Consider the following 18,634-nt stretch of genomic DNA (forward strand, 5'->3'; position numbering starts at 1 on the left):
AGACATGCCGACCACCGCCCTCTCCCGCGTGAAGCGCCGCGCCCTCGCCGGCGCCGCCCTCCTCGCTTTCGCCGCCGCCTCGCTGTCGCCCGCCGCGGCGGAGACGAAGTGGTTCCCGATGAAGATCTATGACAGCTCCTCGGGCAAGCCGGTGCCGGCGGAATACACCCCGCTCGCCAAGGCCGAGAAGCCCTACAATATCTGCGTGCTGTTCCCGCACATGAAGGACAGCTTCTGGGTCGCGGTCGCCTATGGCGTGGTCAAGCAGGCCGAGACCTCCAACGTCAACATGACCCTCTACGAGGCCGGCGGCTACGAGAACCTGCCCAAGCAGCTCTCCCAGTTCGACGACTGCATGGCGGCGAAGGCCGACGCCATCATCGTCGGCGCGATCTCCGGCGCCGGCCTGATGAAGAAGTTCGAGGAGGCCAAGGCCAAGGGCATCCCGGTGGTCGGCGTCACCAATCCGCTGCCGCCCAACGCGCTGCCGGCCGCCAACTATGTCGATTTCTTCGCCATGGGCGAGGTCACCGGCGACGGCCTGCTCGCGCAGTCCAAGCCCGACGAGGACCTCAACATCGTCACCTTCCCCGGCCCGGCGGGCTCGGGCTGGGCGGAAGCCTTCAATGACGGCTTCAAGAAGGCGGTGTCGAAGAACCCGAAGGCCAAGATCCTCGGCGAGAAGTTCGGCGATTCCGGCGTCGCGGTGCAGCTGCAGCTGATCCAGGACGCGCTGCAGGCCTATCCGTCGATGAACGTGATCTGGGGCAGCGCCCCCACCGCCGAGGCCGCCATCGGCGCCGTCGCCGAGGCCGGCCGCTCGGACATCAAGGTGATCTCCTCCTATGAGAACCAGGCGATGCTCGACGCGCTGACCCGCGGCGACATCCTCGCCTTCGCCACCCAGTACCCGGTCGGCGAGGGCGCCATCGCCATCGACCAAGCGATCCGGCTGATCGAGAAGAAGCCGGTGATCAGCCTGGTGCAGCCGATCGCCGCGGTGATCGACAAGACCACCGTGCCGAACCTGCAGATGGACCTCGTGCTCGCCCCGGCCAGCTGGAGCCCGGTCTACTCCGTCAAGGCGAAGTAGGACCCCCACGGGCGCCGGTACCGCGTCGAGGCTCCGTGCGTGTCCCCGCGCACGGAGCCTCGCGTGGCCCGGGAACTGCATCGATCCCCTCGCGGGACCGAAGGCGAGCGGCGACTGTAGGACATCGGATGAACACCAGCGCAGAGCACGAGCAGGCGGCGCCCACCGGCGCGCCCCTGCTGGAGCTGAAAGGCATATCGAAACGCTTCACCGGCGTGCGCGCCCTCGAGCATGTCGATCTCGACGTGCGGGCGGGCGAGCTGCACGTGCTGTTCGGTGAGAACGGCGCCGGCAAGTCGACGCTGATCAACGTCATCTCCGGCACCTTCCCGCCGGACGAGGGCACGTTCCGCTTCGACGGCGAGGAGATCCGCCATCTCTCGCCGCAGCGAGCGCGCGCCATCGGCATCAGCCCGGTGTTCCAGGAATTCTCGCTGGTGCCGAGCCTCACCGTGGAAGAGAACCTGTTCCTCGGCCGCGAGATATCGGCCGGCGGCGTGCTACGCGCCGGGGCGATGCGCAAAAAGGCCCGCGCGCTGATCGACGAGCTCGGCTTCGACCTCGATCCCGGCCGGCGGGTCGACGATCTCTCGCGCGCCCACCAGCAGATGGCGGAGATCGCCAAGGCCCTGCTCGGCAAGGTCCGCCTGCTCATCCTCGACGAGCCGACCGCCTCGCTCACCGAGCGCGAGACTGGCCGCCTGTTCGAACTGATCGCCAAATTGAAGGCGCAGGGCGTCGGCCTCATCTATGTCTCGCACCGCATGCGCGAGATCCGCGCGCTGGCCGACCGGGTGACGGTGCTGCGCGACGGCCGCCACATCCGCACCCTCGACGCGGCCAGGGTCACCGATGGCGAGCTGGTCGAATTGATGACCGGCCGCCGCATCGACGTGCTGTTCCCGACCATCGAGCACGCCCCGGCCGAGGTGGCTGTCGATGTCGAGGGCCTCACGCTTGCCGACGGCTCGGTGCAGGAGGTGAATTTCCACGCCCGCGCCGGCGAGATCACCGGCATTGCCGGGCTGGTCGGCTGCGGCAAGTCGGAGCTGGTGCGCGCGATCTACGGGCTGGAGCCGGTGGCCGCCGGCACGGTCCGCATCGACGGCACGCCCTATGACGCTCCGACCCCGCGCGCGAGCCTGAAGCGCGGCGTCGCCTATTTCCCGGCCAACCGGGTGGCGGAGGGCCTCGCTTTGTCGCGGCCGATCCGCGAGAACGCCTCGCTCACCGCGCTCGACCTGCCCGGCTTCGCCCGCTTCGGCCTGCTGCGGCAAGGCAGCGAGCGCGGCCTCGTCGCCGCCGCCATGGAGCGGCTCAAGCTGCGCCCGCCCAATATCGAGCGGCCGGCCGGCGCGCTGTCCGGCGGCAACCGGCAGAAGGTGATGCTCGGCCGGGCGCTGACCCGCGACCTCAAGGTCTTCCTGTTCGACGAACCGAGTGTCGGCATCGATGTCGGCGCCAAGCTCGAGGTCTATGAATTCATGAAGCAGCTGGTGAGCGAGGGCGCGGCGGTGATTGTCGTCTCCTCGGAACTGCCGGAGGTGCTGGCGCTCTCCAACCGCCTCTATGTCATGCATCACGGCCGCATCGCCGCTGAGCTCAGCGGCACGGAGAAGACCGAGCAGAACGTGCTCGCCTCCTTCTTCAAGGAGCATCTGGCGACGACGGAGGCGGCATGAGCGTGCAAGCCTCGGTTCCCAACGCCTCCACGCCCCACGCCCCCGCCCTCGCCGCCCGTCCCGGCATCGCCGCCTCCGCGCGCGGCCTCATCGGGCGCATCGGCTTCCTGCCGGCGCTGCTGATCCTGGTGGTGGTCGGCATGTCCGCCGCGGACCCGCAATTCTACGGGCCGATCAACATCCTCAACATCCTGCGCAACGCCGCCTTCCTCACCATCGTCGCCTGCGGGCAGGCGCTGGTGATCATCGGCGGTGGCTTCGACCTGTCGGTCGGCGCGGTGGTGGCGCTGGCCAGCGTGGTGACGGCCAAGGTGATGGGCATCGCCGCCGCCGCCTTCCCCGGCAATGACCTGATGGCCATCGCCTGCGGCGTCGCCGCCGGGCTCGGCAGCGGCGCGGCGGTCGGGCTTATCAACGGGCTGTGCGTCGCCCGGCTGAAGGTGTCCGGCTTCGTGGTCACGCTCGGCACCATGTCGGCGACAGCCGGCGTCGCGCTGATGATCACCTCCGGCATCCCGGTCTACGGCATGCCGCAGAGCTTCGTGCGCGATTTCGGCCGCGCCCAGTTCCTCGGCCTGCCGACCGCCATCTATGTGGCGCTCATCGTGCTGGCGGTGATGGTGTTCGTGCAGCGCCGCACTTTGTTCGGCCGCTATGTCTACGCCATCGGCGGCAATGCCGATGCCGCCATCGTCTCCGGCGTCGGCATCCGCCGGCATCTGGTCGGCACCTACGTGCTGTCCGGCGTGCTCGCCGCGCTGGCCGGCATCCTGCTCACCGCCCAGGTCGGCTCCGGGCAGGCGAGCTTCGGCGGCGACCGCATGATGCTGCAATCCATCGCCGCCGCCGTCATCGGCGGGGTCAGCCTGCGCGGCGGCGTCGGGCGGGTGGAGATCGTCGCGGTCAGCGCGCTGTTCCTCACCATTCTCGGCAATGCCCTCAACCTGCTCCACATCGATTCGCGCCTGCAACCGGTGTTCCTCGGCGTCATCATGGTGGCGGCGGTGGCGCTGGACGAACTCGGCCGGCGGAGGAAGTCCCGTGTCTGACCTCTCCACCTCTCCCACCACGCCGGCGCCGGCCGAGCGCCGCGCCGCCCTGCTGTCGCTCCTGTGGCAGGCGGCGCTGCCCATCGCTCTCGTATTGCTGCTGCTCGGCTTCGCCACGGTGGATTCCGCCGTGCTCAGCGCCGGCAACCTCGTCAACATCGTGCAGCAGGCGAGCTACCTCGCTCTGTTCGCCATGGCGCAGACGGTGGTGATCCTCACCCGCGGCTTCGACCTCGCTCTCGGGCCGACCGTGTCGATGGTCAGCGTCGGCGCCGCGCTCGCCATGGCCGCCGGGGTCGCCGGCGGCCAGGAGCCGCTCACCGTGCTCGTGATGGGTCTCGCCGCCGGCTTCGCGCTCGGCGCCGCCTGCGGCGTGTTCAACGGCGTGGTGGTCGCCTATCTCGGGGTCAGCCCCTTCGTGGCGACGCTGGGCAGCTATAACATCGCCATCGGCATCGCCACCACCATCTCCGGCGGCCGGCCGGTGCAGGGGGTGCCGGACCTGTTCTCGCAGCTGCTCTATGGCGGCAGCGTGTTCGGCGTGCCCGCCGCGATCGTCATCGCGGTGCTGGTCGGCATCGGGCTGCACCTCGTGCTGACCCGCACCGTCTATGGCCGTGCGCTCTATGTCATCGGCACCAATCCCCGCGCGGCGGCGGTGGCCGGCCTGCCGGTGAAGCGGCTGCTGGTCGCCACCTATGTGCTGTGCTCCTGCCTCGCGGCTCTGGGGGCGCTGATGATGACGGCGCGCACCGGCTCCGGCGAACCGAACCTCGGCGGCTCGCTGTCGCTACAAGCCATCGCCGCGGCGGTGGTGGGCGGCACCAGCCTCGCCGGCGGGCGCGGTGGGGTCGGCACCGCCGTCGTCGGCGCGCTGTTCGTCACCATCCTGTCGAACGGCATGAACCTCGCCCGCATCGATGGCTATGTGCAGATGGTGGTGCTCGGCGCCATCGTCATCGCCGGCGTGGTGCTCGACCGGCTGCGGCTGGAGCGCCGCTGATGCGCGGCTTCGGCCTCACCGGACAGATCGGCCGCATCGTCCACCTCACCGTCCTGACCGGACACGCCCCGAGACCGCCTTTGGAGGTATCTCGTTGACCCCCTCGCTCTATCTCGCCCCCTCCCTCGCGACCGCCCTCGACGCCCTCGCGGAGCGCGGTCGCGAGGGGGCGCCGCTGGCCGGCGGCACCTGGATCATGCGGGCGCCGATCCGCCACGAACCCTTGCGGAGCGCCTATGTCGGGCTCGGCCGGGTGCCCGAGCTGGGGCGCGTCGAGATCGAAAGCGACCACGTCGCCATCGGCGCCGGCGTCACCCATGACCGCCTCGCCGGCGCCCTGGCGGAGGCCCCGGAGCTGCGCGTGCTCGCCCAGGCCGCCGGCCGCTCGGCGAACCCCGCCGTGCGCCGCGCCGCCACAATCGGCGGCAATCTGTGCACCGCCGACTTCGCCGCCGCCGACCTCGTGCCAGCGCTGCTCTGCCTCGATGCCGAGGTGGAGATCCGCTCGCCCGGTGCGGTCGAGCGCATGCCGCTGGAGAAATTTCTCTCGATCCGCCAATCGCTTGAGCCCGGCCAGCTGCTGACGCGCGTCGTGATCCCGCGTACCGCCGCCCGCAGCGCCCATGCCCGACTGCCACTGCGCAAGGCCGGCGACTACCCGACCGCCATCCTCAGCCTGTCGGTCGCCCGCGACGCGGACGGACGGGTGGCGCAGGCCCGCATCGCCGTCGGTTCGGTGGAGCCGGTGGCGCGCCGCTGGACCCGTCTCGAGGCTGCGCTGGCCGGCGTCCCGCTCGATGCCGGCACCGTCCATCGCCTCGCCACCGAGCTTGCCGACGACTTCACCGGCCGCGACGGCGTGGAAGCGCCGGGCTGGTACCGGGTCGCGGTGTTGCCGGCGCTGGTCCGGCGCGCCGTCGCCGCGCTCCACTGATCCCGACAGGAGGTCCCATGCCCATCGAGATGACCGTCAATGGCGAGCCGAGGCGCTCCCTTGCCGAGCCGATGACGCCGCTGATCGACGTGCTGCGCGACGAATTTCATTTGACCGGCGCCAAGCCGGTGTGCCGCGAAGGCTTTTGCGGCGCCTGCACCGTGCAGCTGGACGGCGTACCCGTGCTGTCCTGCCTCACCCCGGCGGGACTGGCGGAAGGGCATGATATCCGCACCGTCGAGGGACTGTCCGCCGGCGGCCGGCTCAACCCGATCCAGGCCAAGTTCGCCGAGCACGACGCGGTGCAATGCGGCATGTGCTTTCCCGGCATGGTGGTGACGTTGACGCATTTTCTCGCCCACACGCCGCGCCCGAGCCGCGACGAGGTGCAGGCCGCCCTCGCCGGCAATGCCTGCCGCTGCACCGGCTATGAGCGCATCGTCGCGGCGGCGCTCGACGCCGCCGGCGCCTGAGGAGGACCGCGATGACCGTCGACGCCGTGATGGAGTTCCGCCGCCGCGACGCCGGCGACAAGCTGATGGGACGCACCCGCTACACCATCGACCGCGCCGCGCCGGGCATGCTGCACGCGGCGGTGCTGCGCGCGCAGGTGCCCTCGGGGCGCCTCGTGCGGCTCGACGTCACCAAGGCCGCCGCGATGCCCGGCGTGCGGGCGATCGCCACCGCCGCCGATGCGCCCGGCCGCGTCGGCATCGGCATCGCCGATCACACGCTCTTCGCCGAAGACATCATCCGCTATGTCGGCGAGCCGCTCGCCGCCGTCGCGGCGGAGACGCTGGAGCAGGCGCAGGCGGCGCTTGACGCCATCGAGGTCGAGATCGCGCCGCTGCCGGCGCTCTTCACCATGGAGGCCGCGCTGGCGCCCGGCGCGCCGCTGGTGCATGCCGGCTGGCGGGACTACGAGGTACTGCTGGAGGGCGGCGCGCGCGCCGGCAACGTCGCCTGGGAGGCGACGGTGGTGCGCGGCGACGTCGATGCCGCTTTCGCCCGGCCGGACGTGACGGTGGTCGAGAGCACGTTCCGCGTCGGGCGGCAGAACCACATGGCGTTCGAGCCGCGGGCGGCGGTGGCGAATTACGAGGAAGGCCGCTTCCACATCGAGACCTCCACCCAGGTGCCCTGGACGGTACGCAACGCCACCGCCCGCTTCCTCGGCGTTCCCGCCTCGCAGGTGCGGGTGACGGTGCCGCCGGTCGGCGGCGCCTTCGGGCTGAAATTCGACATCGCCATCGAGCCCTTCGCCGCGCTGCTGGCGAAGCTCAGCGGGCGGTCGGTGCGGCTGGTCAATTCCCGCGAGGAGGAGATGCTCACCTGCCTGTTCCGCGAGAATGCCGAGATCCGCATCCGCTCGGCGGTCACGCGGGAGGGCGAGATCGCCGGCCGGGAAGCCGTGGTGCTGATGGATTGCGGCGCCTATGGCGGCGAGCAGATCTTCCTCACCACCATGACCGCCCACACGCTGGGCGGCAATTATCGGCTCGGCGCCACCCGCCTCGCCTCCCGCGCCGTCTACACCCACACCGCCCCCAACGGCGCCTTCCGCGCCTGCAACGGCGTCTACAACACCTTCGCGCTGGAGCGGCACACCGACGAGATCGCCGCCGCCATCGACATGGACCCGCTGGAATTCCGCCAGCGCAACGTGCTCGGCGACGGCGACCTCGGCGCCACCGGACAGGTCTATGAGGGCGACGTGCTGCGCCCGATGCTGGACCGCATGCAGGCGCTGCGTGCCGCCGCGCCGCCGCATCAGGCCGACGACGGGCGGCTCTACGGCCGCGCCACCACGGTCGGCACCTGGTTCGTCTTCACCGGCCCCTCGGCGGCGACGGTAAACATGAACGCCGACGGCAGCGCCACCTTGGTCACTTCGGGGGTCGAGATCGGCTCCGGCTCGATGATGCAGAGCCTGCCGCAGATCGTCGCCGCCACGCTCGGCATGCGGCCGGAAGACGTGGTGGTACGCCAGGCCGATACCGACGCCGCCGGCTACGATGTCGGCGTCGGCGGCGGCCGGCAGACCGTTTCGCTGGGCGCCGCCAGCCTCCAGGCGGCGCAGGAGGTGCGCGGCAAGCTCATGCAGGTCGCCGCGCAGATGCTGGACGCCTCGCCCGACGACCTCATGGTGCAGAACGGCCGGATCGAGATCGCCGGCCCCAACGGCGCCGGCTTCACCCTCGCCGAGGTGACGGCGCAGGCGCAGGCGCTGACCGGGCCGGTCGCCGGCACCGGCTCCTTCACCCGCAAGGGCGTGCCGGCCATCCCCGGCTGCGCCGCCGGGCACTTCATCGACGCGCTGGATATCCCGGTCTTCGCCGTCCACGACTGCGAGGTGGCCGTCGACCCGGATACCGGCCATGTCGAGGTGCTCGCCTATCGCGTGGTGCAGGATGTCGGGCGGGCGCTCAACCGCAGCGCCATATGCGGCCAGATCCAGGGCGGGGTGGTGCAGGGCCTCGGCTATGCGCTGCACGAGGAGGTGTCGATCGACGCCGGGGGCCGGATCTGCCAGAACGGCTTCGAGACCTATCGCGTGCCGCTGGCCGCCGACGTGGTGCCGGTCGAGATCGACCTGTTCGAGGGGGCTCCTTCGCTCGGGCCGATGGGCATCAAGGGCGCCGGCGAGGTACCAATCCTCAATGTCGGGGCCAGCATCGCCTGCGCGGTGGCGAACGCGACCGGCACGCGCGTGCAGGAGCTGCCGCTGACCCCGCCGCGTGTGCTCGCCTTGATGCTGGGGCGCCAGCCCGAGCTCGCCTTTCCTCACATCCTGCCGGAATGGGACGACAATCTGGTACGCCCGCACGGCATGGCGGAGGGCTGATCCGCAACCGGCTTGCGCCCCGCACAAGCACCGCTCTTCATCGGTTGCTAACGCCAGAGCGTTGACAACGTTATGAAAGCTTGCCGAACCGAAGCATGGATTGATAGGCTCCGGCCACCTCGGCGGCCGTTCGTTCTCGGCCGCCCCCCTTCATGCTACCGGAGATCGCTCGTCGCGGCCGCCAACCGCGAAACGGCGCGTTTCTGCAAGGTGACCCATGATCGAAGTGCTGATGCTGCTGATCGGAGCCCGGGCGATTCGGGACAAATGGTGGGTGGTCGGCATCATCGGTCTGGTCTGGCTGGCGATGGGAAGCGCCATCCTCATCAACGCGCTCAGCGACGAATGGCGGATTCCGGCCCACTGGTTCACCGTGCCGCTGCTGCTTGACGCCGCCGCCTCGCTGACCGCCGGCTTCGGCAGCACCGGCACGCGGCGGGCGCTGCGCTTCAGCAAGGCCGGCATCATGGTCGCCATCTCCTTGCTGATCATCATCCGTCCGTGGGGAAGCGACATGTTCATCGGCTTCCTCGTCGGCACCTTCCTCGTCACCGATGCGAGCTTCCGCGCGGCCAGCGCCTGGGTGGTACGTTTCCCCAGCTGGCGGCGCTCGCTGGTCGCCGCCGGCATCGAGTTCCTGCTCGGCCTCTGGTCGTTCCTGCCCTGGCCGACCGGCTGGCGGGGCGAAGTCGGCGAGGATGTCGGCACGCTGCTGATCGTCACCGCCTATGGACTGCTGGTCACGGCCGGACGCATCCGCCGCCTGCCCAAGGGCATGCCGGTGGCGCGAATCCTCAGCGAGGGCTGGCCGCGCGGCCGCGCGCCCGCCGTCCCGGAACAGGACCCGGCCGCTCCCATGGTCGGCACCCTCACCGTGCATGTCTGGACGCCGACCGGCGATCTCGTCGGGCTCGGCCGCGGCATCGCCCGCTACGTGGCGGCTCTGGACGAGCACGGCGTGATCTCCACCGGCCATGCGGCGCTGGAAGCGGGGCCGGACGTCTATATCAGCCACTATCCGGCGGTGGAGATCGACCGCGACGGCTCGCAATTCACCCGCGTGCTGCGCGCAACGCGGGAAAACGACGTGCCGGGCAAGTTCCAGCCGAGCTACGCGTTTGAAAGCGCCGAATGGTGCCCGTCGAGCTGGCGGGTCGAGCTTACCGGCCTCGATGTCGGGGCGCTGCGTGCCTTCTGGGCGTCCTACCGCGAGAACACCACCTACAACCTGACCAACCGCAACTGCTCCAGTTCGGTGGCCAAAGCGCTCGACGCCGCCATTGAAGGGTTGTTCGCGCAGGAGGTCCGCTCCCCCTGGTTTCTCGTGCGGCTGTTGATGCTGCCGGAATTCTGGGCCGCCGGCGTCATTCGCCGCCGCGCCGAGCTGATGGCCTGGACGCCCGGCCTGGTGCTCGACTATGCCCGCGCCCTGTCCGCCATCGTCGAACTGCCGGAGCGCATGGGTCGGGGGGCCCCGCGCAACCGGACACCGCAAGCCATCTAGGGAATCCGGGCCGCCGCCGCGCGGCGCGGCCCGGAGGGGGAATGACCATCATGCAGCCGGCAACCGGCAACACCATATTGGCGCGCGTCGCCATCATCGCCACGGCGACGGTCTTCGGGCTGACCTACAGCCTGAGCGCGGCACTGATCGCGCTGGATCTCGCCGAAAAAGGGCTGAGCGAGGCGCTGATCGGCGCCAATGCCGCCATGCATGCGATCGGCGTGCTGCTGATGGCCTTCCTGCTGCCGCGCCTCACTGCGTTTTTCGGCCTGCGGCGTTCGGTGATCGGCTCGCTGCTGATGGCCGCCTTGCTGCTCTGCCTGTTCCCCGCGATGCCGCTGGTCTGGCTATGGTTCCCGCTGCGCATCCTGCTCGGCGCCGCGTCCGAGGTGCTGTTCGTGCTGTCGGAGACCTGGCTGAACGCGCTGAGCTCGGAATCCTCGCGCGCCCGCACCATGGGCGCCTATACCGCCGCGATGTCGGTCGGCTTCGCGCTCGGGCCGCTGATCCTCTCGGTCGCCGGCTCGCAGGGCTTCCTGCCCTACGCGATCGGCGCCGGCCTCGCTTTGTGCGCGGCCGCCTTCGTGGTGTCGCCCTCGATCTCGGCACCGGTGATCGAGCAGCCGCATCACAGCAACCCGTTCCGCTATATCCGCCTTGCGCCGGTCGCGATGGCGGCCACCGCGCTGAACGCCGCGGTCGAGACCGCCGGCCTCACCTTCCTGACGCTCTACGCGATGTCGGTCGGCTGGCAGGAAGCGCAGGCGACCCAGCTGATGACCTGCATGATGTTCGGCGCCATCGTGCTGCAGCTGCCGATCGGCTGGCTGGGCGACAAGATGGACCGGCAGAAGCTCATCATCGTGCTCGCTTTGCTTTCCGCCCTGGGGGCGGCCGCCTGGCCGTGGGCGCTGGCCTCCGAATGGACGATCTACCCGCTGCTCTTCGTCTGGGGCGGGCTGTTCGTCGGCATCTACACGATCATGCTCACCATCATCGGCAGCCGCTTCTCCGGCAGCGACATCGTCGGCATCTATGCCGGCATGGGGCTGTTCTGGGGCGTGGGCGCGCTGGTCGGCCCCACCCTCGCCGGCGTCGCCATGCAGGTGACGACGCATGGACTGGTCGCCTTCGTCGCGCTCGCCTGCGCCCTGTTCGCCGGTGCTGCGCTGGTGCTCCGTTCGCCGCCGCCGTCGGCAACGCTGCGCACCGATCCGTAAGCCTTCGCCTAGGCGTGACGACACGCCGGATATCGGGAGTTCGAGGTGAGTGTGAGTGATCTGTTCGAGAGTTGCGACGCCGTCGCGCTGGCCGAGCTCGTGCACCGGCGGGAGGTGACACCCACCGAATTGCTCGACGAGGCGCTGCGCCGGGTCGAGGCGCTCAATCCGCAGCTCAATGCCGTGGTGCTGCAGCAAGAGGGTGTCGCGCGCCGCCTCATCGCCGAAGGGCTGCCGGATGGCCCGCTCAAGGGCGTGCCGTTCCTGCTGAAGGACCTCGGCGCCGAAGCCATCGACTTTCCGTCCAATAATGGCTCGCGGCTGTTCGCCAACACGCGCTACGGCCAGGATTCCTCGATCTATGCCCGGCTGAAGATGGCCGGCCTCGTCACCTTCGGCCGTACCACCTCGCCGGAAGGCGGCGTCGGCCCGACCACCGAGGCCGCGGTCTATGGCGGGCCGACCCGCAACCCGTGGAACCCGGAGCACACGACCGGCGGCTCCTCCGGTGGCGCGGCGGCGGCGGTGGCCTCCGGCATGGTGCCGGTGGCGCACGGCTCGGATGGTGGCGGCTCGGTGCGCATTCCCGCCTCGAGCTGCGGCCTGTTCGGCTTCAAGGCGACCCGCGCCCGCCTGCCGGACGGCCCCTATGTCGGCGAAGGCTGGGCCGGCATGGCGATCGACGGCTTCCTCACCCGCTCGGTACGCGATACCGCCGTGCTGCTCGACGCCACCCACGGCATCGATCTCGGCGCACCCTATGCGGCTCCGCCGCTGGAAGCCTCGTTCGGCGCCGCGCTGAAGCGGCAGGACAAGCCGCTGCGCATCGCCTTCATCACCACCACGCTGACCGGCGAGGCGATCCATCCCGAATGCCGCGCCGCGGTCGAGCAGACGGCGCGGCTGCTGGAGAGCCTCGGCCATCAGGTCGAGGAGGCCCGCCCCAAGGCCGATAGCGCCGGCATGATGGCGGCCTGGACCAAGGTGGTCGCGTGCGGCACGGCATTGTCGGTCGAGAGCGCGGTGCGCCGGCGCGGCCGCCCGCTCGAGGAAGGCGAGATCGAGAACGTCGCCCGCACCGCCATGGCCTATGCCCGCACGGTGAGCGGCGCCGACTATCTCGAGGCGGTCAACAAGGTGCACGCCTATGGCCGCGAGATGGCCGGCTTCTTCCAGCACTACGACATCCTGCTGACGGCGACGCTCGCCGAGCCGCCGGCGAAGCTCGGCCGCTTCAACCATGCCGGCAAGGAGTATGTCGACTACCGGATGGGGCCAGGAATGGTGTTCGCCTATTCGCCCTTCACGGCGGCGTTCAACGCCTCCGGCCAGCCGGCGGCCTCGCTGCCGCTGCACTGGACGCCGGATGGCCTGCCGGTCGGCATCCACCTCGCCGCCGGCTATGGGCGTGACGAGCAGTTGCTCGGGCTGTGCGCCCGCGTCGAGGAAGCGGCCCCGTGGTTCCAGCGCCGCCCGCCGATCAGCCTGTCCCGCAAGGACTGACGTTTCCCACGGGACTGACCCGCTCGGGCCGACCCGGTATCCTCGCCGGGTCGGAGGGCGCGCTACGCGGCGCCGCGCTCATAAGTGAGCTGGCCGCCGCAAATCGTAGCGGCCACCTTCATCGCCTCGATCTCGCCCGGCTCGGTCTTCTCGATGTCACCGTCGAGAATGACCACGTCGGCCACAGCTCCCGGCTTCAGCACGCCCTTGCCCGCCTCGGCGAACTCGGCATAGGCGCCGTCGCGGGTGAAGCCGGCGATGGAATCCTCAAGGCTCTGGCGCTCATCCGGGGCGCCCTCGAACACCGGGCCCCGCGTCATCGCCGTCATGATGCCGAGCAGCGGATCGAGCGGCGCCACCGGCCAGTCGCTGGCGAAGACCAGCCGGGCGCCGGTATTGCGCAGGGTCTGCCAGGGATAGGCCAGCCTCATCCGCTCGCGGCCGATCATGGAGAGGATCGGCTCCGGCGGATAGTAGCCGCCCGGCGCATGGGTCGGCTGCATCGAGGCGAGGACGCCGAGCTCGGCGAAGCGGTTGAGGTCGCGCGGCGCCAGTACCTCGATATGCTCGATGCGGTGGCGGCTGTCGCGGGCGCCATTGGCGCGCCGCGCCGCCTCATAGCTGTTCAGCGTGCGGTTCACCGCCAGATCGCCAATGGCATGGACAGTGATCTGGAAACCGAGGCGGTCGATCTCGGTGCAGATGGCGTCGAACTCGTCCTGCTCGAAATAGGAGGCGCCGCGCACGCCCGGCGAGCCGATATAGTCCTCGAACATGTGTGCGGTGGTGGATTCGACCACGCCGTCCATGAAGATCTTCACGAAATCCGCCTTGAGCCGGTCGGAATGCCAGCGCGCGCGCATCTCCACCGCCTTCTCCAGCTCGGCGAGCGCCATGCCCGGCGTGAAGCGGAACGGCACCCGGCCGCGCACGATCAGCTCGCCGGCGGCCTCGATCTCGCCGAGCAGCTCGAACTGGTAGAAATTGCCGTCCATGTTGTGGAAGCTGGTGATGCCGAGCGAGGCGCAATAGGCGAGCCCCTGCTTGATGATCTCCTTGTCGACGGCACGGTCGGCGGCGGTGGGCGGCGTCTTCGGCTCGTGGCCGGCGAGGCCGAGCATTTCGCGCCCGCCGGTCGGCGTCAGCGACGAGATCGGTGCCATGGCCTCGAACTCGCGTAGCTCGCCGGTGGCGAGCCCGTCGGCGCCCATGACGATCTCGTTGCCGGGCGGCACGTCCTTGCCGTGCAGGATGCCGGCCGCCTCCAGCGCCTTGGTGTTCGCCCACATGGTGTGGTGGTCGCTGGCGAACAAAGCGAGCGGACGGTCCGGCAGCACGCGGTCGAGCAGCTGGCGGGTGATCGGCTGGTCGTCGCCGAACATGAAGTAGGCCGCCTGCTCGGCGATCAGCACCCGGGACGCGTCGGTCTGCGCCCGCTGGCGAATCGCGGCGGCGATCCGCTCGAAGCCGGTAAGGCCGGCCAGCGACAGGCTGGCGAGCTGGGCGCCGCCTGTGAACAAGTGGATATGGCTGTCGATGAGGCCGGGCAGCACGCTGGCGCCGCCGGCATCGATCCGCCGGCCCGCCGGGCCCGCCGCCTCCGCCACCTCGGCGCGCGAACCGATGGCGAGAATGGTGCCGCCCCTCAGCGCGATGGCCTCGGCGAACGGCCGCGCGGGGTCCATCGTGAGGATACGGGCGTTCTCGATAATGACGTCGGCACTCGACACGGGTTGCTCCCCAATTTGGCTGGCTAAAAATTTGATCACATTCTTAGCCGCCCTCCTTGCCCGCCGCCAAGCGCTCACATAGGCTCACTCCCAGAAGAAACGGATATGCGGCTTTTTCCCGCCTTCCAGAGCACGACAACAGACTTAAAGGGTGATTGATGCCGGAGCCTGCCGCGGCACAGGACAAGCGCGTCGCAATTGAAGCACGGAACATCGTCAAGCAGTTCGGAGAAGGCTCGGGGGCGCTGCGCGCGCTCGACAACGTCTCCATCTCCATCCGCGAGAACGAGTTCTTCACCCTGCTCGGCCCGTCCGGCTGCGGCAAGACAACCCTCCTTCGGCTGATCGCCGGCTTCGAGTACCCCACCGAAGGCGCCATCCTGCTCGATGGCCAGGACATCGCCGGATTGCCGCCCTTCAAGCGGCCGATCAACACGGTCTTCCAGAGCTATGCCCTCTTTCCGCACCTCACCGTGTGGGAGAACGTCGCCTTCGGGCTGCAGATGCTCGGCCGTCCGAAAGCCGAGATTTCCTCGCGCGTCGGCGAAATGCTCAAGCTCGTCCACCTGGATGAGATGGCGCAGCGCCGCACCGACCAGATCTCCGGCGGCCAGGCCCAGCGCGTCGCGCTCGCCCGTGCGCTGGCCCCGGCACCCAAGGTGCTGCTGCTCGACGAACCGCTCTCGGCGCTCGACTACAAGCTGCGCAAGGAAATGCAGATCGAGCTGAAGCGCCTGCAGCACGAGACCGGCATCACCTTCGTGTTCGTGACCCACGACCAGGAAGAAGCGCTGACCATGTCCGACCGCATCGCGGTGATGTCGAAGGGCAAGGTGCGGCAGGTCGGCTCCCCGTGGGACATCTACGACAAGCCGGCCGAGCGCTTCGTCGCCGACTTCATCGGCGAGACTAATTTCCTCACCGCCGCCGTCTCCGGCGTCTCCAACGGCGTCGCCCAGGTGAAGCTGAAATCGGGGGCCGACATCGTGGCCACCGTGGCCGAGGGCTTCCAGCCGAAGAACGAGGCGACCATCGTGGTGCGACCGGAGCATGCCCGCGCGGTGCCGCAGGGCGGCCAGTTGTCCGGCATGGTGGAGAACATCGTCTATTTCGGCACCGACACGCACATCCATGTCCGCCTTGCCGAGGACGGCCTGTTCACCGTGCGCCAGCAGAACAGCCGCGCCCAGTCCTGCGGCTTTGCGATCGGCGACCGCGTCGGCATCGAGATCGCGGCGGACGCCGCGCAAGTGCTGCGGGATTGACGATGGCAACCGCCGCAGAAATCGCCAAGCACGCCGAACGCGAGAGCATCCGCCGCCGCTGGTGGCTGTCGGCGCCGGCGCTGGTCATCGTCTTCGTCGCCGCGATCGGGCCGCTCTTCGTCATGCTCGCCTATTCCTTCATGGCGAAGGGCGACTATGGCGACGTGAAATTCGGCCAGTATTCGCTCGATGGCTGGTTCTCCGTGCTGTTCCAGCGCGACATGTTCGACGACACCGTCACACTGGCCGATGCGCATCTCTCGATCTTCTGGCGTTCGCTGAAGCTGTCGATCATCACCACCGCGCTGACGCTGCTGCTCGGCTTTCCCACGGCCTATTTCATCGCCACGCGGCCGCGCCACACCCGGGAAATCTGGGTGTTCCTCATCACCATCCCCTTCTGGACCAACCTGCTCATCCGCACCTTCGCCATGCAGCAGGTCATCCGCAACGAAGGCATCCTCAACACCCTGCTGCGGACGCTCGGCATCATCGATCAGCCATTGCAGATCATGTACACCGACTGGGCCATCCTGTTCGGCATGGTCTATGTCTACCTGCCGCTGATGGTGCTGCCGCTCTATGCCAGCATGGAGAAGCTCGACTTCCGGCTGATCGAGGCGGGGTACGACCTCTATGCGGGGCGCTGGGCGGTGCTGCGGCGGATCATCATCCCGCTGGTGAAACCCGGCATCGTCGCCGGCTCGATCCTCGTCTTCGTGCCCTCGCTCGGCGCCTATGTCATTCCGCGCGTGCTGGGCGGTGGCAAGAACCTGATGCTCGGTAATCTCATCGAACTGCAGTTCGGCGCCGGCCGCAACTGGCCGCTCGGCGCCGCCATTTCCATCACCCTGATGGCCCTCGTGATGGTCGCCATGCTGTTCTATGTGCGCAACGCGTCGCGCTCGGGAGCCGGACATGGCTAGGCGCAGCTTCGACATAAAGGCCCAGCCCGGCTTTGCCTTCCTCGCGCTTTTCACCTTCGCGGTGCTCTACCTGCCGATCGTCACGCTGGTTGCCTATGCCTTCAACGGCTCGGAATCGCTGACCTCCTGGGGTGGCTTCTCGCTGCGCTGGTTCGGCGACGCCGCCGCCAATCAGGCGGTGCAGGACGCGGCCTGGCGCTCGCTGATCATCGCGCTGAGCGCCGCGATCGTCGCCACCGCCGCCGCCACCATGGCGGCGATCGCCACCACACGCACCGCGCCCTATCGCGGCCTCGGTGCCAAATATGCCTTCATCAACCTGCCCTTGATGGTGCCGGAGATCGTCACCGCGGTGGCGCTGCTCATCGTGTTCGCGCGCATCAAGGTGTGGACCGGCTATTCCGGGCTCGGCTACCTGATCCTCGCCCATACCGCCTTCTGCATCCCCTTCGCCTACCTGCCGATCCGCGCCCGGCTGGAAGGCATGGACACCGCGCTGGAGCGCGCGGCTGCCGACCTCTACGCGACGCCGTGGAACGTGTTTCGCCGGGTGACGCTGCCGCTGCTCAGGCCGGGCATCATCGCCGGCTTCATGCTGGCCTTCGTGATCTCGCTCGACGATGTCGTCATCACCGAATTCGTCAAGTCGGGCGGCCAGGACACGCTGCCGACCTACATGCTCGGCCAACTCCGCCGCACCGTGACACCCGAGGTCAACGCCATCGCCACCGCATTCCTGGCCCTGTCCATATTGCTGGTGACGACCTTCTTCTTCATCAACCGCAAGAAGACCTGACGCAAGCCGGGTCCAACGACAACCTGACGGAGACGGGAACCATGAACTGGAAGATGACGGCGGCGGGCGCGATGGTCGCGATCCTCGGCTTCGCCGGTAGCGCCGCGGCCGAAGGCGCGCTCAACATCTACAATTGGGGCGACTATACCAGCCCCGAACTGATCAAGAAGTTCGAAGACAAGTACAACGTCAAGGTTACCGTCACCGACTACGATTCCAACGACACCGCGCTCGCCAAGGTGCGCGCCGGTGGTCATGGCTTCGACATCGTCGTGCCCTCGGCCAACTACGTGCCGATCTGGGTGAAGGAAGGCCTGCTGCTCGAGGCGCGGCCCGACCAGATGTCGAACTTCAAGAATGTCGACGAGCGCTGGGTCAACGTTCCGTGGGATCCGGGTCGGCACTACACCACCCCGTGGCAGTGGGGCCTGACCGGCATCGGCGTCAACAAGAAGATGTTTAGCGGCGACATCAACACCGCGAAGGTCATTCTCGACCCGCCGCCGGAACTCGCCGGAAAGATCAACGTCGCCCCCGAAATGAACGACGTTCTGTTCCTCACCATCAAGTATCTCGGCGGCAACTGGTGCACCGCCGACAAGGAACTGCTCAAGAAGGTACGCGACACGCTGGTCGCCGCCAAGCCGAAATGGCTGGCGATGGACTATTCCGTCACCGAGAAGCTGCCCTCCGGCGACTATGCCGCCGTGTATTACTGGAACGGCGCGGTGATGCGCGCCCGCATGAAGAACCCCGACGTCGCCTTCGGCTATCCGAAGGAGGGCTTTCCGTTCTTCATGGACAGCCTGGCGATCCTCAAGGACGCCAAGAACGTCGAGAACGCCAAGCTGTTCATGAACTTCATCATGGAGCCGGAAAACGCGGCTCTGATCTCCGCTTTCGCCAAATATGCGAACGGAATCAAGGGCTCAGCGCAGTTCATGCCCGCCGAGATGAAGGACGCGCCCGAACTGGTGGTGCCGGCGCAGTATGAGAAGGCCGGCGAGTTCCTCACCGCCTGCCCGCCGGAAGTAAGCGAGCTCTACACCCGCATCTGGACCGACGTGAACAAGTGATCCGACGC

At 68.8% G+C, this 18,634-nt stretch carries 15 protein-coding genes; 14 read left to right on the forward strand and 1 reads right to left on the reverse strand.

The features are described from left to right. Nucleotides 1–4 precede the first annotated feature (4 nt). The 10 genes from torT to LGR54_RS14265 all read left to right on the forward strand — a co-directional run bounded on the left by torT (nucleotide 5) and on the right by LGR54_RS14265 (nucleotide 12,833). Nucleotides 5–1,093, forward strand: a complete 1,089-nt coding sequence (torT, locus tag LGR54_RS14220) for a TMAO reductase system periplasmic protein TorT (RefSeq protein ID WP_230362653.1) — start codon at nucleotides 5–7, stop codon at nucleotides 1,091–1,093. A 128-nt stretch (nucleotides 1,094–1,221) separates the two neighbouring features. Continuing rightward, nucleotides 1,222–2,775, forward strand: coding sequence for a sugar ABC transporter ATP-binding protein (locus LGR54_RS14225; protein ID WP_230362654.1), 1,554 nt, complete (start codon nucleotides 1,222–1,224; stop codon nucleotides 2,773–2,775). Beyond that, nucleotides 2,772–3,824, forward strand: coding sequence for an ABC transporter permease (locus tag LGR54_RS14230; RefSeq protein WP_230362655.1), 1,053 nt, complete (start codon nucleotides 2,772–2,774; stop codon nucleotides 3,822–3,824). Before LGR54_RS14225 ends, LGR54_RS14230 begins: the two co-directional genes overlap by 4 nt. Beyond that, nucleotides 3,817–4,827 carry an ABC transporter permease gene (locus LGR54_RS14235; RefSeq protein WP_230362656.1) on the forward strand — a complete coding sequence of 337 codons (1,011 nt, stop codon included), beginning with the start codon at nucleotides 3,817–3,819 and terminating at the stop codon, nucleotides 4,825–4,827. Before LGR54_RS14230 ends, LGR54_RS14235 begins: the two co-directional genes overlap by 8 nt. Nucleotides 4,828–4,921: 94 nt before the next feature. After that, nucleotides 4,922–5,761, forward strand: coding sequence for a xanthine dehydrogenase family protein subunit M (locus LGR54_RS14240; RefSeq protein ID WP_255607629.1), 840 nt, complete (start codon nucleotides 4,922–4,924; stop codon nucleotides 5,759–5,761). A gap of 17 nt (nucleotides 5,762–5,778) precedes the next feature. Beyond that, the gene (locus LGR54_RS14245; RefSeq protein WP_230362657.1) at nucleotides 5,779–6,234 is read left to right on the forward strand and encodes a (2Fe-2S)-binding protein; all 456 of its coding nucleotides are present in this window, start codon (nucleotides 5,779–5,781) and stop codon (nucleotides 6,232–6,234) included. Nucleotides 6,235–6,245: 11 nt separating this feature from the next. Beyond that, nucleotides 6,246–8,606 carry a xanthine dehydrogenase family protein molybdopterin-binding subunit gene (locus LGR54_RS14250; protein WP_230362658.1) on the forward strand — a complete coding sequence of 787 codons (2,361 nt, stop codon included), beginning with the start codon at nucleotides 6,246–6,248 and terminating at the stop codon, nucleotides 8,604–8,606. 217 nt (nucleotides 8,607–8,823) lie between these two features. Beyond that, entirely contained in the window at nucleotides 8,824–10,110 is a 1,287-nt protein-coding gene (locus tag LGR54_RS14255) for a protease (protein WP_230362659.1), read from the forward strand. Between the two features lie 41 nt (nucleotides 10,111–10,151). Continuing rightward, complete coding sequence (locus LGR54_RS14260) at nucleotides 10,152–11,330, forward strand: MFS transporter (RefSeq protein WP_230362660.1); 1,179 nt, start codon at nucleotides 10,152–10,154, stop codon at nucleotides 11,328–11,330. 45 nt (nucleotides 11,331–11,375) lie between these two features. Then, on the forward strand, nucleotides 11,376–12,833 hold the full coding sequence (locus LGR54_RS14265; RefSeq protein WP_230362661.1) for an amidase: 1,458 nt from the start codon (nucleotides 11,376–11,378) through the stop codon (nucleotides 12,831–12,833). Nucleotides 12,834–12,895: 62 nt separating this feature from the next. On the opposite strand, the gene LGR54_RS14270 is transcribed toward LGR54_RS14265, so the two are convergent. Then, nucleotides 12,896–14,563, reverse strand: a complete 1,668-nt coding sequence (locus LGR54_RS14270; RefSeq protein WP_370638205.1) for an amidohydrolase — start codon at nucleotides 14,561–14,563, stop codon at nucleotides 12,896–12,898. A gap of 158 nt (nucleotides 14,564–14,721) precedes the next feature. Between LGR54_RS14270 and LGR54_RS14275 the strand changes: the two genes are divergently transcribed. Genes LGR54_RS14275 through LGR54_RS14290 form a run of 4 tightly spaced genes read left to right on the forward strand, consistent with a single transcriptional unit; the run spans nucleotide 14,722 to nucleotide 18,626 of the window. After that, nucleotides 14,722–15,828: an ABC transporter ATP-binding protein gene (locus LGR54_RS14275; RefSeq protein WP_230362662.1), complete on the forward strand. Its 1,107-nt coding sequence runs from the start codon at nucleotides 14,722–14,724 to the stop codon at nucleotides 15,826–15,828. A gap of 2 nt (nucleotides 15,829–15,830) precedes the next feature. Then, nucleotides 15,831–16,754 carry an ABC transporter permease gene (locus tag LGR54_RS14280; protein ID WP_230362663.1) on the forward strand — a complete coding sequence of 308 codons (924 nt, stop codon included), beginning with the start codon at nucleotides 15,831–15,833 and terminating at the stop codon, nucleotides 16,752–16,754. Then, the gene (locus LGR54_RS14285; protein WP_230362664.1) at nucleotides 16,747–17,550 is read left to right on the forward strand and encodes an ABC transporter permease; all 804 of its coding nucleotides are present in this window, start codon (nucleotides 16,747–16,749) and stop codon (nucleotides 17,548–17,550) included. The genes LGR54_RS14280 and LGR54_RS14285 overlap by 8 nt, the downstream gene beginning before the upstream one ends. A 41-nt stretch (nucleotides 17,551–17,591) precedes the next feature. Continuing rightward, nucleotides 17,592–18,626: an extracellular solute-binding protein gene (locus LGR54_RS14290; RefSeq protein WP_230362665.1), complete on the forward strand. Its 1,035-nt coding sequence runs from the start codon at nucleotides 17,592–17,594 to the stop codon at nucleotides 18,624–18,626. Nucleotides 18,627–18,634 lie beyond the last annotated feature (8 nt).

It is taken from the genome of Ancylobacter sp. Lp-2 (genome assembly GCF_020523795.1).
GTDB lineage: Bacteria > Pseudomonadota > Alphaproteobacteria > Rhizobiales > Xanthobacteraceae > Ancylobacter.